Raw genomic sequence first — 15,526 nt, 5'->3', positions numbered from 1 at the left:
GAGCTCGCTGAAAGGGACGCAATGACACGTCGACTCGACTTGGCCATGCTGCTCGTACTGACATTCTCAACTGGAATGGTCGATGCGATCGGCTACCTGGGCTTCGACAAGGTCTTCACCGGAAACATGACGGGCAACGTCGTCATCCTCGGCATGGGCTTGGCCGGAGCTGAGGACACTCCGGTCCTGCGCCCCGCCTTAGCCCTCGTGTTCTTCATGGTGGGGGCGGCCCTGGGCGGGCGCATCCTCGGCCGAATCGGCGAGGACTGGCACGTGCGCACCACGATCATCTACGCCGGAGTCGCCGTCGGCTGCGCGGGTCTGGCCGTCTATGTCGCGCTCATGCCCGACCCTGAGGTGGGGCTGGCCGGAACCATCTTCACCTCGGCGCTCTCGGCCCTGATGGGCGCACAGGCCGCTGCGGCACGGAGGATGAAGATCGCCGACGTCACCACCGTGGTCGTCACCTCGACGATCGTCGGTCTGGCGTCTGATTCGCGGCTGGCCGGCGGCGACAGCGTCCGTTGGATCCGCCGAGCTCTGGCCGTCCTCCTCATCCTCATCGGCGCAATCGCCGGTGCCGCGACGCTGATGATCAATCAGTGGATCGGCATCGCCTTCGTCGCAGCAGCGATCGCCGTCGTGACCGTCATCGGTCACCGTGGCTCGAAGAAGCGGGCCCTCTCCGCGGCTGCTGCCTCCCCCGCACACGCCTGATCAATCAGGTCGACTGAGAACTCAGGCCGACTGGGGACCGGAAGCGCCGCCTGCGGAGACGGCCGCAGCCGGAAGACGTCGGCGAAAAACGGGGTGCACGTCGAGACACGCAAGTGCGCATAAGGGTCTCGACGTGCACCCCGTTTTTCGACGAACTGCGTTTCCCAGCCCCGTGGGGATCAGCGTACGCCGAGCTTCTTCCACACCACGAGGATCGCAGCCACACTGAGCGCACCGGCAAGCAACACCCAGTAGGCAGGTGCCTTGGCATCTCCTGTGACGCCGATCAGCCACGCGGCAACGAGTGGTGTCAGCCCGCCGAAGACAGCTACTCCGACGTTGTAGCCCAGTGAGAGTCCGGTACCGCGGACCTCGGTCGGGAAGATATCGCCCATCACGCTGGCCAGCGGACCGTAGTAGGCAGCCTTGAGCAGAGAGAAGATGGCGATCGCCACAATGAGCACGGTCAGTGCATTTGCGGCGACGACCCAGGTGAAGAGCACCCACGTCAGCACCATCACAGCCACGGCTGCCGGGATCATGATCGTCAGCCGCCCGATCTTGTCGCTGAAGTAGCCGGCAATGGGGGGTGGCGAGGAGCAGAACGATTCCGGAGACCAGCGTGGCCCAGAATCCGGCGGAGCTCGTCATCCCCAGGTTGTCCATGGCGTAGGTGGGAACGTAGGTGATGAAGTAGTTGAGGCAGGTCGATACTGCGATGGCGCCGATGGCCAGGACCACGGCGAGCTTGTGATGGCGCAGGATTCCGCCGATCGCAGCGGACTTCTCCGGCACCTCGGCCGCGGCTGCGGTGAATTCCGGTGATTCGGGAACGTGACGGCGAATGTAGAGGCCCACGGGCCCGACCAGCAATCCCACGATGAAGGGCAACCGGAACCCCCAGGTCTCAAGCTGCTCCTGACTCAGACTGGTAGTCAGGGACACCCCGATGACGGAGGCCAACACGGTCGACATCGCCTGTGAGGTGAACTGCCAGCTGGCCGCGAAGCCCTTGCGATTGGGCAGATGTTCGACCATGAGTGAGGTAGCTGACCCGAACTCTCCTCCTGCCGCGAAGCCCTGAATGAGACGAGCGAGCAGGATGAGCAGCGGTGCTGCCAGGCCGATGACGTGGGCCGGAGGCATGATGACGATCAGCAGGGTGCCGAAGAACATCAACCAGATCGTCAGCGTCAGGGCCGGTTTGCGACCCTTGCGGTCGGCGTAGCTGCCGAGCACGATCGCCCCGACTGGTCGGATGAAGAAGGACAGGGCGAAGGTGCCCAGTGCCAGCATGATCGAGACCGAGTGGCTCTCGGAGGGGAAGAAGGCGACGGAGATGTAGACCGAGAAGTAGGCATAGATGGAGATGTCATACCATTCCAGTGCGTTCCCGATCGAGGCCGCAGCGATCACCTTCCACGGTCGCACGGGCTTGGTCGCCGAGGTGGTCTCGGCAGGTATCGTGTGCTCGCTCATTGCGCTGCTCCGTTGCTCGCTGTGGAGTCCTTCGAGGTGAACCAGTCGTCCGGGTTCGCTCGCATGTCCCAGAACATTCCGGTCATGATCTCGGCTCCCTGCTTCAGGATCGAGGTCAGGGCGTGCTCGTCGGGTGCGTGCTGATTGCAGCCCGGGTAGGAATGCGGCACCCACACGGTCGGCAGGCCCAGCACCTCGGCGAAGACGTCGTTGGGGATGGTTCCACCCAGGTTCGGTTCGATCGCGGCCTCGAGCCCGGTCGTCTGCCGGATCGACTCTGCGGCGGCCGCGACGACGCGAGCATTCGGGTCCAGCCGGGTGGCCGGCATGCAATGCTCGAAGACGACATTGACCCCGTGGATCCCTTCGCCTTCCAGATGGGCCCGCACCTTGCCCTCGAAGTCGTCGACGTCGGTGCCGACGACGTATCGCAGCTGCATGTGCGCCTCTGCCGCACCCGGGATCGCGTTGACCACCTGGTCCGGATTCCCGGCCTTGAGGGCGAGGACCTCGATGACGTTGAAGGCGAAGACCTTCTCCGCCGGGGTGAGCCCGGGCTCTCCCCAGTCGGGATCGGTCTCGGGTGATCCCTCTTCGACGATCTCGGGCAGTTTCGCAACTGCCTCGAGCACCGAGGCGGGTGGGTCTTCGGGGCGCAGCGCGGGGATCCGGATGACCCCGTTGCCGTCGACGAGGGAGCTGATCGCGGAGGCGAGGACGGTGGCGGAGTTGCGCAGCTTCCCGCCCCAGTTGCCCGAGTGGTGGTCGCCATCGCGGTCGTGGACGACGAGTCTGAAATTCAGTGCCCCGCGGGAGCCGAGGAACAGCGTCGGATATTCGGCAGCGATCCGCGGGCCGTCGGAGGCGAGGAAGAGGTCGGCATCGAGTTCGTCCCGGTGGGCTGCGGCGAAGGACTTGAGCCCAAGCGACCCCGCTTCCTCGGCGGTCTCCATAAGTATCTTCACGTTATAGCCCAGACCGTCGCAGCCAGGGTCTGTGTCTGCGCTGCCACCCGAATCCCCGCCGGTGTCGAGTGACCCGAGAACGGTCCGCAGAGCCAAGGTATTCACGGTGTGCTGCCCCTTGTTGTCGGCGCTGCCTCGCCCGTAGAGGCGGTCGCCATCGCGGGAGAGCACCCAGGGATCGAGACCTTCGGCCCATTGCGAGTCGTGGGCGAACTGCACATCGCCGTGGCCGTAGAGGAGGACTGTGGGTAGGCCGGGATCTTCGATTCGCGAGGCGATGAGCAGCGGATGCTCATCGGACTCGGGGTTGTCATGGATCGTCGACTCGAAGCCCAGTGCTGTCAGTTCCGGGACGATCTCCTCGGCGAGATAGGCCTGGGCGGCTGCGCCGTTGCCGGGTGCCTGACTTTCGGTGCGGCGGGCGACTCTGGCGGCCAGCAGATCGAAGAAGGCTTGGCTGCGGACGAATCCGCCCGCAGCCCGGGTGACGGACTCCCGGGTCACTGACTCTCGGGTCACTGACTCTCGGGTCGAGGACTCGCCAGTGTAGGACTTCCGGGCGACAACGTCGTGGAATTCATTCGGAACTGCTTCACTCGGTGCTGACTCGCCGTGGGTTGTGCCGTGATCTGAGGTCATGGATGAAGACTGTCGCAGTCCGGCTCAGATTGGAAGACCGATCCGTCCAGCTGCCGGTGCGATTCCTGCAAGTCGGCTGTGCATAATATGCACCACCCCTAGTAGCATAATGGCATGACCGACCTGCGCAGCCTGAAGACCCTGCTGGCAGTCGTCGAATACGGCTCCATCCACCTCGCTGCGCGAGCTCTGTTTGTCTCCCATTCGACCGCCAGTCGCCAGATCAAAACATTTGAGGAGCATTACGGCACGACGCTGTTCGATCGCTCGGCGAGCGGAGTCGTTCCCACTGGACAGGGCCTGGCTCTCGCAGACTTCGCGCGGCGGATGATCGCTGAATCGGAGCTCCTCTCCGACTCGTTCGGCAGCTACTCACGCGAGGTCGAGACCATCACAATCGTCACCAGCACCGGGCTCGGCCAGACCGTCGTCGCCGACGCCATCAACGATGTCATGACCACCACTGACCGGGTGCAGGTCTCGATCATCGACACCACGTCGCTCGAAGCTGTTCAGGTGCTGAAAAACCGGCAAGCAGACTTGTGCGTTAATTTCTCCGTATACGGCCACGATCTCGTCTCGGTTCCCGGCGTCCGGCGGATCGATCAGACCCCGGCCCGGAATTTTGCGGTCTTCGACAAGAAGCACCCTCTTGCCCAGAGAGCCACCGTCCGCATCCGTGACCTGGTCGACTTCCCGATCGCCACGCTGCCGTCGGGAAACACCGCTCGGATGAGGATCGAACAGGCTGTCCGAGCTCAGGGACAGGTGTTCTCCCCGACGGTCGAAGCCACCTGCCCCATTCTCATGATGAGAGCCATCGCCGGAACGACGATGGTCGCGATGATGGCGGAGCGCACGATCCCGAACAACCTCACTGAGGCAGGGTGCGCCGCCGTAGAACTTGATGACCCGGGTCTCGACGACCGCAGCATCCAGATCCTTGCCGCCGATCCGCAGCGGGAGTCAGACGGTCTCGACCTGATGATCGATTCCCTGCGCAGGAGCCTGGCGGCGAGGTAGTCCACCCCCATCTGCGGTCCACATCATGGATCCGACTTCTGGCCTTGCCCTGCAACAGCCGATAATCGAAGCATGGGCAATGAAGCGCAGACACACGATCTCGACCGGATGAAGATGCGCGGGCGGATCATGCGCCGTTCCGCATCATTCAACGTCGCTCACGCCGTCGACGACCTGGGACCGGGCACTGGAGCCCAGAGCATCCAGCGCGCCCTGTCCCTGCTGGGGCTCGTCGGCATCATCAGCAGCGAGAACCCCAACGGCGCGCCTCTCAGCGAGATCGTGGCCATCAGCGGTCGCCCCAAGGCCAGCGTGCATCGCATGCTCAACGCCCTCATCGCCATGGGATACGTCGAACGATGCGAGGACGGCGGCTACCGTCTCGGCGTGCAGTCCCAGATCATGGGACAGCTGGCCCAGAAGTCCGCCGACCCCGCGATTGAAGAATCCGAGTCGAGCCTGCTCAGGCTCGCCGAGCTCACTCAGGATACTGCCTTCCTCACGATGCGCACCGGCAGCTACTCGATCTGTGCCCGCCGCGAGGACGGCTTCGGCCCGATCTTCAACAACGCCCTGGCCGTGGGCGATCGCCACCCCTTGGGCATCGGCGCAGGAAGTCTTGCCATCATGACCCAATTCTCCGACGCCGAAGTGGACGCCTCCTTCGAGGCCAACTCAAGAATATTTGCCGACCGCTACCCCGAAGTCTCTGTTCCCAGGCTCAAGGAGATCATCCGCCGGGGCCGTCACGACGGGTTCGTCCACAACCCAGGGCTCTTCGCCCAGGGATCGTGGGCGATCGGCGTGCCGGTCAGGGTCAAGGGCAGAAAGCCGCGCGCGGCCCTGTCGATCGCCAGTATCGAGGAGCGCATGACCGGGGCTCGTGTATTCGAACTCGCCGAGCTTCTCCAACACGAAGCTCGCCAGATAGCCGTGGCCGTGAGCAGCGTGGAGGACCAGACATGACCGACGACACTGCGCAGGCACACGACACCACCACCGCACACGAGTCTCCCGGCTACCGCCTCGGCGAGCCCGGTGACGTCGTCATCCATGCAGGACCCCGGCAGAGTCCGAGAATCGTCTCGGTGCCGACCCGCCATAGCGAGCATCTCATCGATCTCGCCGCCGGCGAGGATCTCTTCGACTCCGTGACCGGCCTCCTGGAATCACTCGACGTCTCCGGGCTCATGGTGGAGTTCGCTGACGGTGAGTTCGGTCGTATCGACTACGTCTATCCGGCCTATGGCCCCGATGCCGAGCACCCAATGTCCTTCACCTCCGAGTTCCACCACGATGGGCCAGCGGAGTTGCGGCATGCCTCGGCGACGGTGGGTAAGAAGGACGGTGTTCCGTTCACCCATATCCACGCTTCCTGGTTGACCGGGGAGGGCCTGGTCAAGGGCGGTCATCTGCTGCCCGGCACACTCGTCGGGCCGAAAGGTATGCGCCTGCGTGTCTTTGCCCTCGCCGATGCGCAGCAGTTCAGCGAAGCCGATCCGGAGACCGGGTTCTTCGCGTTCGCACCGACGGCGACGGACTCCCCCACCTCGGAGTCGGTTCCCAGCAGCGCGGTCATCTCCCGTGTCCGTCCCGGGGAGCTCATCGATGACGCGATCGTGGCCATCTGCCGTGCCGCCGGCTTCGACACCGCCGAGGTGCGGGCCAGTCTCGGCAGCACCACCGGCACCGTGTTCACCGATAGTTCCGCCCCATGGCCGGCCGTGGAGTTCACTCACCTGACGGGTTCAGTCAGTGGCGCCCTGGGTGACAACTCGCAGGTGAGCCTCGAGGGCGAAGTCGTCGATGTCGCCGGCGAGGTTCACACAGGACAGTTGGCCCTCGGGGCGAACCCTGTGGCCGTGACCTTCGAGCTCCTCGTGCTGTCGAGGTGAAGGGCAAGCCTCACACATTCCGCAGGCACACTCGTTCTGCGGTCAGCTTCTGGGTGCGTCGATGACCTGCCCATAGACCCCGAAATGAGGTTCACCAGCGTCGTTTCTGGGTCGGTAGGCGGCAAGGGACTTCAGCAACCGCGAGCCGCGCGCGCCGGTGACGGGATGCAGATCCATGACCGCGCAGCGTGGGATCGGCCCTCCGACCCGAATGCGAATCTCGCCGAAGGTCATCTCGCGGCCGTTCCACGTCTCCTCAATATAGGGGACGTCCGTCTCGACGAGCAGTGTCGCCCTGAATCGAGCTGCTTCGGCAAGGAGATCAGGATGCCCGAGTCTCTCGCCGAGATCGCGGATGGAGGCTGTGGTCACGATCGTGATCGGCTCCCCGAAGACGACGTCTCCGCGTGGAACATGAGCCAGACGCACAGGCTTTCCCAGCCACGAGGACAGCAGAGCATCATGTGGACACTGCATCAGTTCAGCTGCTACGGGTCTGCCCCAGTAATCGCAGGTCAGCACCTCACCCGAGGTCTTCGGTGCAGCGCAGACCGACCGACCGTCGGGCAGCGAGATCTCCAGCTGGGCACCGTGAAACGCCGCAGCGACCGCGACCAGCGCCGGGTTCTGCACGGTCCGCAGGACCCGCCGTGTGTCGGTGTCGACGAGGCAGTAGCGCCGGTCCCCCACGGGCCCGTGCTCGTCGAACGAGGCCTCGGTCTGCGGCTGGTGCCGCGTCCCCTTGATCGGGGTGAACCCGATGGAGCAGACGTCGAGAACCTCGTCCGGGAGCGAGGCCGCTGACGGCGGTGAAGCTGATGAGCTCACGACATCACGGCCCCGCCGTCGATGCGCAGGATCTGGCCGGTCGTGAAGGCCGCGCCATCGCTGGCGAGGTAGGCGACCGCCTCGGCGATCTCAGCGGGTGTGCCCATGCGGTCCAGGGCCTGGTTCGAGGTGTCGTAGTCCTGTCCTGCGGTGAGTGCGGATTCCACGGGGCCCGGAGCCACCGAGTTGCAGCGGATTCCCTGCCGCCCGTACTCCTTGGCCACCCACTTCGTCAGCGCGATGATCCCGCCCTTGCTCGCCGCATACGCCGGCCCCGAACGCGCCCCGGCCTCACCAGCGGAGACCGCACCGCCGTTGATGCCCGAGATCGAGGAGATGTTGATGATCGACCCCATACCGGCGTTGATCATGTGCGGGTGGACGGCGGCCTTGATGAAGTTGAACGTCCCGCCGAGGTTGGTGTCCAGGTCACGCTGCCACTGTTCGGCCGTGATCTCGTCGATCCCGATGCGTGCCGCCGTCCCCGCATTGTTGACGAGGATGTCGATTCCACCGGACGACTCGGCGAAGGATCCGACGGCCGTGGTGACCGCCTCGGCGTCGCGGACATCGAGTTCGTACCCGGTGAAGGTCTGTTCGGGAAACTGCTTCGACAGACTCTCGGCAGCCGCTTCGGCACCCTTGAGATCGACGATCCCGATCGAGGCTCCCCGTCTGGCCAGTGAGGTCGCGATGGCCAGGCCGATGCCCTGGGCGGCACCTGTGACCAGGGCCGATTTGTTCGTCAGCAGATAGGGTTCCATGGTTCTCCTTGAAGATTCGAGAGACAGTTCGGGCGTTGTCGTGGATCGAGGATCTAGCCGACGCCGAGGAGGTCGGGCAGCCAGTTAGAAATCGCCGGGATGTAGGTGATGAGCAGCAGGGCGATGATCGCTGCGATGAGGAACGGCATGATGCCGCGCACCAATTCCTCGATCCTGATCTTGCCGATGCCGGCACCGACGTAGAGGTTGAGTCCCACGGGTGGTGTGAACAGGCCGATCGCGAGGTTGACGGTCATGAACACACCGATCGTCGTCATGTCCACTCCGACCGCCAGCAGAATGGGCACGAGAATCGGGATGAACAGATAGAACGCGCTGATCGCATCGACGAAGGCACCGACGATGAGCAGGATGATCGTGATCACCGCGAGGATGAGGAACTTGTTGTCAGTGACCCCCAGCACGGCCGATGACACGGTCTCGGCGATGCCTTCGACCGTGATGACGTAGGAGAAGAGGCTGGCCACACCGACGATGAACATGATGACGGCTGTCGAGACTCCCGACTCCAGGAACACCTTCGGCAGGTCAGGCCACTTCAGCTCGCGGTAGACGAAGACACCGACCAACAGTGCGAACACGGATGCCACGGCGCCCGCCTCGGTGGGGGTGAAGATGCCGCCGTAGATGCCGCCGAGGATGATGACGGGAATGAGCAGACCCGGAATGGCCTTGACGAGGGCTGAGAGGAACTCGCCGAAGCTGCCCTCGGCAGGCGCGGCTGCGCCGGTTCCATTCCAGGAGCCGGTCGTCACACCGGTGCCCGCCGAGGTGGCCGAGCCGCTCGTCGACACGGGCGTTCCAGCCTTGCCGGCTTTCAACAGACGAGTCTTCGTCGAGCCGGCGCCACCGGCTCCTGCTGCCGCGGACGACGCTGTCGCCGACGATGCGGTCGAGTCCGACGACACGGCCGCCTCGGCGCCGGTGGTGGTTGCGGGCTCACTGCCTGCAGCCAGCAGCCCCTGACCCGACTTCACGGGCAGACCCGCGAGTTCACGGACACGGGGGACGAAGAGCGCGGCGATGAAGAACGCCACGGCCATGATCACGCCGGGCACGATGCCGGCGATGAACAGGCGGCTGATCGAGATCGACCCGAACTCGGAAGCGACGACGGCGAAGATGATGAACGCGATCGACGGTGGCACGACGATGCCCATCGAGCCCGAGGCCGCGACGAGGGAGACGGCGTGCTTCTTCTGGTACCCGTTGCGAATCAGCGCCGGGATGAGGATCGCGCCGATCGCGGCGACCGTGGCCGGTCCGGATCCGGAGATCGCGGAGAAGAAAAACGCGGAGATGATCGTGACCGCGGCCAGACCGTGGCTGAAGCGGCCGAAGACCAGGAACGCGAGGTCGACGAGGCGCTGGGAGATGCCGGTGTACTGCATGACGATGCCGGCGAGGACGAAGAACGGGATCGCCAGCAGCGTACCCGAACTCATCGACGGGAACATAACCGAGGGCACCACGTCGAGGACCTGAAGCCCGTCGGTGGTGATGAGGACGGTGACTGCGGAGAGACCGAGCGCGAACGCCACCGGGATGCCCAGGGCAAGGAACAGGAAGAAGCTTCCGAACAGCAGCAGCGTGATCATTTGCGGCCTCCCTGACGGTCGGTGGGGTGGGTCCTCAGCTCTGAATCGTCGATGATGGGTGCGGCTTCGTGCGCCATGCGCTCAGCGACCGCCTCGGCGGAGGTGTCCTCATGCAGCGACACCCGGGCTGCCTGCAGCGTGCGGACGATTCCCAGGAGGCCGGCCAGCGGGATGGACAGCGTGAACAGCCATTGCGGGATGCCCAGGGACGGGGTCGCACGACCGCGAACCATCTGGTGGATCATCATCTCGCTGCCCCAGAAGAGGAGGACGGCGAGGAAGACGATCATCAGAGCCGCGCCGATGATGATGAGAGTCCTGCGCGTCGTCGCCTTCGCATTCTCCACAAGGTAGGTGAACCCCAGGTGCGCGCCGAGGCGGATGCCGACGACCGCTCCCATCATCGTGAGCACGACGAGGAGGTTGATCGTGATCTCCTCGCTGAAGGCCAGCGAGGCTTGGAAGGTATAGCGGGAGACGACGTTGACGAAGGTGACGAGGACGATCATCATGAACGAGGCGATCACGACCCAGTCTTCGAACCATTTGACGATTTTCATCTCAGAGTCCTTCCGGAATGAACGCTTCGGACATGTCCTGGCCCCAGATCTTGCGGTACTGGGCGTACAGCGGTTCCAGGGTGGTGCGGAACTCGTCCTTCTCGGACTCGGTGAGTTCGTTGACCTCCATGCCGCTGTCCTTGAGCTCCTTGATCAGCTTCTCCTCGCCATCGCGATTCTTCTTGATCTGGAACTCGTTGGTCTCCTTGGCCAGGCGGCTCACGAGTTCCTGATCCTCGGCATCGAGGGAATCGAAGAGGTCCTCGTTGACGCCGAAGACCAACGGGTCATAGGAGTAGTTCCACAGGGTCAGGTAAGGCTGGACCTCCTGCAGATTCGAGGAGTAGATGACGTCGATCGGGTTCTCCTGTCCGTCGATCGCGCCCTGCTGCAGTGCGGTGAACACCTCGCCGAAGGGCATCGTCGTCGGATTGGAGCCCAGTGACCGGTACAGGTCGGTGTAGAGGCCGAATCCGGGGATGCGGAACTTGAGTCCGTGCAGGTCCTCCGGGGTGTGGATCGGGCGGTGGGTGTTCGTGAGCTGACGCATCCCCGATTCGCCGAAGCCCAGGAGGTGGACGCCGTGTTCGGACAGGTAGTCGGCGTAGACCTCTCCGCCCTTGCCCGTCAGTGCTTTCTGGCCATCTTCGACGCTGTCGAAGATGAAGGGAGCGGTGACGGTGCCGAAGCGCGGGTCGACGGCCGAGTAGATGATCGGCGAGTTGTAGGAGAAGTCCTTCGCCCCGTCCATGAGCTGTTCGACGCCTGCGGTGGCCTCACCTGCCGAGAGCCGTTCGCTGCCGAAGACCTTGAGCGTAATGCGCCCATCGGTCTCCTCTTCGAGGTCCTTCGCGAACTTCTCAGCCGCGATGTACCAGGTGCTCGTCGAGCCGGTCGTGACCGTCATCTTCCACCGGTACTTCTGCTTCCCGTCGTCGGTCGTGCCGAAGTTCGTTCCGCATCCGCTGACGAGCAGGACGAGCGTGACCAGCACGGCGAACCACGTCAGCACGGTCCTCTTCGTCGGTGTTGTCGGCACCTTTGCCTCCATCATTGAGTTGTTCCTGTCTGTCTTCATCGCCGCGACTGCTTCGTCACGGCTGGTTCTGTCGGTCTGTTCAGGCCCGCAATCTGATCAGGTCTTCGGGGTCAGCTCTTCGGGGTTCCGGCGAAGTGGACGAGTCCGCCGTCGACCGGGATGAGTGTGGAGTTGATATAGCTCGAGTCGTCTGAGGCGAGGAACACAGCGAGCTTCGCAATGTCGCCTGGTTGGCCCATCTTCCCCGTCGGCGACAGAGCATGTCTGGCTGCGAGCATGTCCTCGACCGAGTCGTAGTGGCCGCTGATCGAGTTGTGGATGAGTGGTGTCTCGATGAGCCCCGGTGCGATGGAGTTCGCGCGTATTCCCTCGGATGCGTACTGGGCGCCGACGACCTTCGTGAGTTCGATGAGTCCCGCCTTCGATGCGGCATAGGCGGGGTAGTCGTAGCCCATGTAGCGCATTCCACCCACCGAGGAGACCGTGATGATCGATCCGCCTCCGGCCCTGCGCATGTACGGCAGCGCCTGCTTCATCGCCGCGAATGCTCCCGTGAGGTTGATGTCGAGGGCCTTCGCGAAGGTGGAGGTTTCCAGTGTGTCGAGTCCGCCGTTGACGACGATGCCGACGTTGAAATGCAGCACCGTGGGCTCACCAAGCGTCGACGCGCAGTGGTCGAAGGCCGCCGACAGGGAGTCCTCGTCCCCGACGTCGGCGACGACTGTGGTCACAAGGGAGTCCAGGTCGCCACCCTCGCCGAGGCGATCCAGGGAACTGGCCCCGTCCCCTGGGGCGCGGGCCTCGTCACCTGGGGCGCGGGCCTCCCCGAGGGCCGCCCGTGCGTGGTCGAGTGCCGCCCGGTCGCGGTCGACGATGCATACTTTCGCGCCTGCTGCGAGGAATGCCTTCGCTGCCGCGAACCCATTGTTGACCTGCCCATCCGGGGCGCCGCAGCCGATGGCCATGACGATTTTTCCGTTGAGATCGCTCATCGTGCGCTTCCCCGCCCTGCCGAGTATTCGGCCTTGAGCTCCTTGCGTGCCAGCTTCCCATACGCCGTGACAGGCATCGCCTCGACGAAGTGGATCTCCTTGGGCACCTTGTACGGCGCGAGCGCTGACTTGCACAGGGCGCGCAGCCGTTCGCTCGGGTCCGTTCCCGCGCTCGGGTCCGTTCCCGCGCTCGGGTCGGCACCTGCCTCAGCGTCGGCACCTGCCTCAGCGCTCGAGCCGGCGCTGGCATTCGCCGCGCGACTCGACGCCGGTTCGATGATTGCGATGCCGATCTCTCCCCACTGCGCATCGGGCACTCCCACGACAACGGCCTGGGCCACCTCGGCGTCGGTAAGAAGGAGTTCCTCGATTTCTCGCGGGTAGACGTTCGACCCGCCGGAGATGTACATATCGGATTTGCGGCCGGTGAGGAACAGGAAGCCCGATTCGTCGAGGTAGCCGACGTCGCCGGTATGGAAGACGCCGTGGGCGAAGGACTCGGCGTTGGCATCGGCGCGTCCGAGGTAACCTGCGCAGACGGTGGGTCCGGCCACGCAGACCTCACCCTGATCACCGGCGGCCGACTCCCGGCCCGACTCGTCGAGGATGACGATGTCGACTCCGGTGCGGGCTCTGCCACAGGTGCCGATGCCGGCGGAGTCGACGGGGATCGTTCCGTGCTCTTCGGGGCGGAGAACAGTGATCGCACCGGTCACCTCGGCGAGGCCGAAGTACTGCACCAAGCAGGGACCGAGTCGTTGAAGGGCACGTGACTGGTCGGCTGCGAGCATCGGGGCACCCGCGTAGACGACACGTTTGAGGCTGTGATCGGCGGGCCCGCGATCCGCCGGGTAGCCTGCGACGATGCGGTTGAGAATGGTCGGGACCGTGAAGGCGTTGGTGATCTGGTAGCCGTCGATCGAGTCCCACAGAGTGCCCGGATCGGCCTTCCCACCAGGATGGATGACCGAAGGAGTCCCGCCGAAGACCTGCGCGAGCATATGGATGCCTGCCCCGTGCGAGAGCGGCGCGAGTACGAGTGAGGCCCCGTTCTCGTCCTCGACGGGGAAGAGATCGCAGCGATGGTTCGCCAGCACCGCGCCGAGGTGGCGGTGCGTGAATGTGGCTGCCTTGGGCTTGCCCGTGGATCCGGAGGTGAAGAAGTACCAACAGGGGTCATCCTCCTCGACCGCGAAGTCGCCGACCTCTGCGACACTCTCCGCAGCCGTGTTCGAGGGTGATCCATCTGGCAGCTCACCGATCCACAGCACGGCGCCGGTGAAGCCTGTCTGCTTCAGTGCCTCGACGAAGTCGACATGGGCGCGGTCGACGATGATCGCGGCCGGGATGACATCGGAGCTGATGCTCAGCAGCTCTTCGGTTGACAGTGCGGCATTGGGTGGGGCGATGACGGCTCCGGCTCGGATGATGCCCCAGAAGGATTGGATCACCTCGGCGTGGTTGGCCGAGACGAGGAGGACGCTGTCGCGCCTGCCCACTCCCCCGGCCTGGAGGGCCAGTGCAAGCGCCTCGGCGCGAGCGTCGAGTTCGCTCCAGGTCCAGCGCACTGAGTGGTCGTCGTCGATGACCGCGGTGTGGTCGGGGATCCGCCGAGCAGTCTGAGTGAGGAAGCGGGAGACGTTGACCCCTCGCCGAGGTGTGGGTGTGAAGTCCTTGGCCGGCGAGGTCTGGGAGATGGCGCGCATCAGCGTGCGCGCTCGAGGATCGAGGCGAAGTTGGATACGGCGGCTCCGCCCATGTTGAAGACTCCGGCCAGTTCTGGATCCTGAATCTGGATGCCTGGCGAGCGGCCCGTGAGCTGGGCGGCGGCGAGCGCGTGCATGGAGACGCCGGTGGCGCCGATCGGGTGGCCCTTGGCCTTGAGTCCGCCCGAGGGGTTGACCGGCAGGCGTCCGCCGACGGCTGTTGTGCCCTCGGCGAGGAGACGATGACCCTGGCCGGGTTCAGCGAGTCCGAAGGCCTCGTATTCGAGGAGCTCGGCGATGGTGAAGCAGTCGTGGGTCTCGAGCAGGTCGAGGTCGAAGATGCCGATTCCAGCGGCGTCGAGCGCCTGGGCCATGGCGCGGCGGGCTCCGGCCATCTCCAAGGGGTCGCGCTGGGACAGGGGAAGGACATCATTGGCATTGCCCATGCCGCGCCAAGTCACCGCTTGTGGGGCCGAGGCGGCGACATCTTCGGCGGCCATGACGAGTGCAACAGCCCCATCGGAGACCATCGAGCAGTCGGTGCGGCGCAGCGGTTCCGCGACGTAGGGGTTCTTCTCCGAGACCGTGTTGCAGAACTCGAAGCCGAGGTCCTTCTGCATATGGGCAAGCGGATTGCGGGCACCGTTGGCGTGGTTCTTCGCAGCGATCGTCGCCAGGGCCTGTGAGTGATCGCCGTAGCGTTCGAAGTACTGGCGGGCGATCTCTCCGAAGACACCGGCGAAGGACTTGAAGTGCTCCTCTTCTTCCCGGTAGCTGGCACTGAGCAGGACCTCGTTGACGTCATGACCAGATGCCTGGGTCATTCGTTCTGCCCCGATGACCAGGGCAGTCTTATGCCGGCCGGCGGCAATGGAATCATGGGCGGCGAAGACCGCAGTCGAGCCCGTGGCACAGGCATTCTCATGCCGGTGCGCTGGCGTGAGGGCCAGTTCGGGGAAGACGACCCCGGGAAGCGCTGCCTCGAATCCCTGCTTGGACAGACCGTTGTTGTAGACGCCGACATGGATGACGTCGATGTCGGCCGGTTCGAGTCCCGCATCGGCAATGGCCCCTCTGGCGACTTCGGCCATCATCTCGGGAAGAGGTGATTCGGAGCGGCCGAACTTTCCGTGGGACCAACCGATGATCGCAGGCTTGGGCATGGACACTCCTTCGGGTCCGCCACCGAGGTGGGGCAGTCGACAGTAACTCTTGCTGTCATACTTTCGTCAGTCCCAGTTATCGGTCAATACGAATCCACCATATGGAACAAGGAGTGCCTCGGCCGCAGTCGGCGGCA

General features: G+C 64.5%; 14 protein-coding genes and 1 pseudogene. 4 read left to right on the top strand and 11 right to left on the bottom strand.

The window, feature by feature from the left end:
- The first annotated feature begins 21 nt into the window (after positions 1 to 21).
- Positions 22 to 717 (top strand): YoaK family protein, encoded by a 696-nt coding sequence (locus tag FO013_RS20385; RefSeq protein WP_143924395.1) that lies wholly within the window; start codon positions 22 to 24, stop codon positions 715 to 717.
- Between the two features lie 179 nt (positions 718 to 896).
- On the opposite strand, the gene FO013_RS23385 is transcribed toward FO013_RS20385, so the two are convergent.
- The 3 genes and pseudogenes from FO013_RS23385 to FO013_RS20375 form a co-directional block, all read right to left on the bottom strand.
- The gene (locus FO013_RS23385) at positions 897 to 1,259 is read right to left on the bottom strand and encodes an MFS transporter (protein WP_395950074.1); all 363 of its coding nucleotides are present in this window, start codon (positions 1,257 to 1,259) and stop codon (positions 897 to 899) included.
- 67 nt (positions 1,260 to 1,326) lie between these two features.
- Positions 1,327 to 2,196: pseudogene (locus FO013_RS23380) on the bottom strand (MFS transporter); the annotation flags it as partial.
- The gene (locus tag FO013_RS20375; RefSeq protein WP_143924394.1) at positions 2,193 to 3,800 is read right to left on the bottom strand and encodes a M20 family metallopeptidase; all 1,608 of its coding nucleotides are present in this window, start codon (positions 3,798 to 3,800) and stop codon (positions 2,193 to 2,195) included. The pseudogene FO013_RS23380 and the gene FO013_RS20375, both read right to left, overlap by 4 nt.
- 114 nt (positions 3,801 to 3,914) lie before the next feature.
- On the opposite strand from FO013_RS20375, the gene FO013_RS20370 reads away from it, so the two are divergent.
- The 3 genes from FO013_RS20370 to FO013_RS20360 all read left to right on the top strand — a co-directional run bounded on the left by FO013_RS20370 (position 3,915) and on the right by FO013_RS20360 (position 6,718).
- A complete protein-coding gene (locus FO013_RS20370) occupies positions 3,915 to 4,823 on the top strand; it encodes a LysR family transcriptional regulator (RefSeq protein WP_143924393.1) in 909 nt (302 codons plus the stop codon).
- Between the two features lie 72 nt (positions 4,824 to 4,895).
- Positions 4,896 to 5,789: an IclR family transcriptional regulator gene (locus FO013_RS20365; RefSeq protein WP_143924392.1), complete on the top strand. Its 894-nt coding sequence runs from the start codon at positions 4,896 to 4,898 to the stop codon at positions 5,787 to 5,789.
- Positions 5,786 to 6,718, top strand: a complete 933-nt coding sequence (locus FO013_RS20360; RefSeq protein ID WP_143924391.1) for a PCC domain-containing protein — start codon at positions 5,786 to 5,788, stop codon at positions 6,716 to 6,718. The genes FO013_RS20365 and FO013_RS20360 overlap by 4 nt, the downstream gene beginning before the upstream one ends.
- 42 nt (positions 6,719 to 6,760) lie before the next feature.
- Here the strand turns inward: FO013_RS20360 and FO013_RS20355 are convergent, their stop codons facing one another.
- From FO013_RS20355 to FO013_RS20320, 8 genes are all read right to left on the bottom strand, one after another.
- On the bottom strand, positions 6,761 to 7,546 hold the full coding sequence (locus FO013_RS20355; protein WP_143924390.1) for an MOSC domain-containing protein: 786 nt from the start codon (positions 7,544 to 7,546) through the stop codon (positions 6,761 to 6,763).
- Positions 7,543 to 8,310 (bottom strand): SDR family NAD(P)-dependent oxidoreductase, encoded by a 768-nt coding sequence (locus FO013_RS20350; RefSeq protein ID WP_143924389.1) that lies wholly within the window; start codon positions 8,308 to 8,310, stop codon positions 7,543 to 7,545. Before FO013_RS20350 ends, FO013_RS20355 begins: the two co-directional genes overlap by 4 nt.
- Before the next feature lie 53 nt (positions 8,311 to 8,363).
- On the bottom strand, positions 8,364 to 9,929 hold the full coding sequence (locus FO013_RS20345; protein WP_143924388.1) for a TRAP transporter large permease: 1,566 nt from the start codon (positions 9,927 to 9,929) through the stop codon (positions 8,364 to 8,366).
- On the bottom strand, positions 9,926 to 10,489 hold the full coding sequence (locus tag FO013_RS20340; RefSeq protein WP_143924387.1) for a TRAP transporter small permease: 564 nt from the start codon (positions 10,487 to 10,489) through the stop codon (positions 9,926 to 9,928). Before FO013_RS20340 ends, FO013_RS20345 begins: the two co-directional genes overlap by 4 nt.
- A 1-nt stretch (position 10,490) precedes the next feature.
- A complete protein-coding gene (locus FO013_RS20335) occupies positions 10,491 to 11,543 on the bottom strand; it encodes a DctP family TRAP transporter solute-binding subunit (RefSeq protein WP_260848300.1) in 1,053 nt (350 codons plus the stop codon).
- Between the two features lie 95 nt (positions 11,544 to 11,638).
- Entirely contained in the window at positions 11,639 to 12,520 is an 882-nt protein-coding gene (locus FO013_RS20330) for an SDR family NAD(P)-dependent oxidoreductase (protein WP_143924386.1), read from the bottom strand.
- Positions 12,517 to 14,226 carry an AMP-binding protein gene (locus tag FO013_RS20325; RefSeq protein ID WP_143924385.1) on the bottom strand — a complete coding sequence of 570 codons (1,710 nt, stop codon included), beginning with the start codon at positions 14,224 to 14,226 and terminating at the stop codon, positions 12,517 to 12,519. The genes FO013_RS20330 and FO013_RS20325 overlap by 4 nt, the downstream gene beginning before the upstream one ends.
- The gene (locus FO013_RS20320; protein WP_143924384.1) at positions 14,226 to 15,389 is read right to left on the bottom strand and encodes a thiolase domain-containing protein; all 1,164 of its coding nucleotides are present in this window, start codon (positions 15,387 to 15,389) and stop codon (positions 14,226 to 14,228) included. The genes FO013_RS20325 and FO013_RS20320 overlap by 1 nt, the downstream gene beginning before the upstream one ends.
- Between the last annotated feature and the right edge of the window lie 137 nt (positions 15,390 to 15,526).

The organism is Brevibacterium aurantiacum, assembly GCF_007558825.1.
Classification (GTDB): domain Bacteria; phylum Actinomycetota; class Actinomycetes; order Actinomycetales; family Brevibacteriaceae; genus Brevibacterium; species Brevibacterium aurantiacum_A.
Note: the sequence above shows the minus strand (reverse complement) of the source record. Positions and strands in the feature narration are given on the sequence as shown.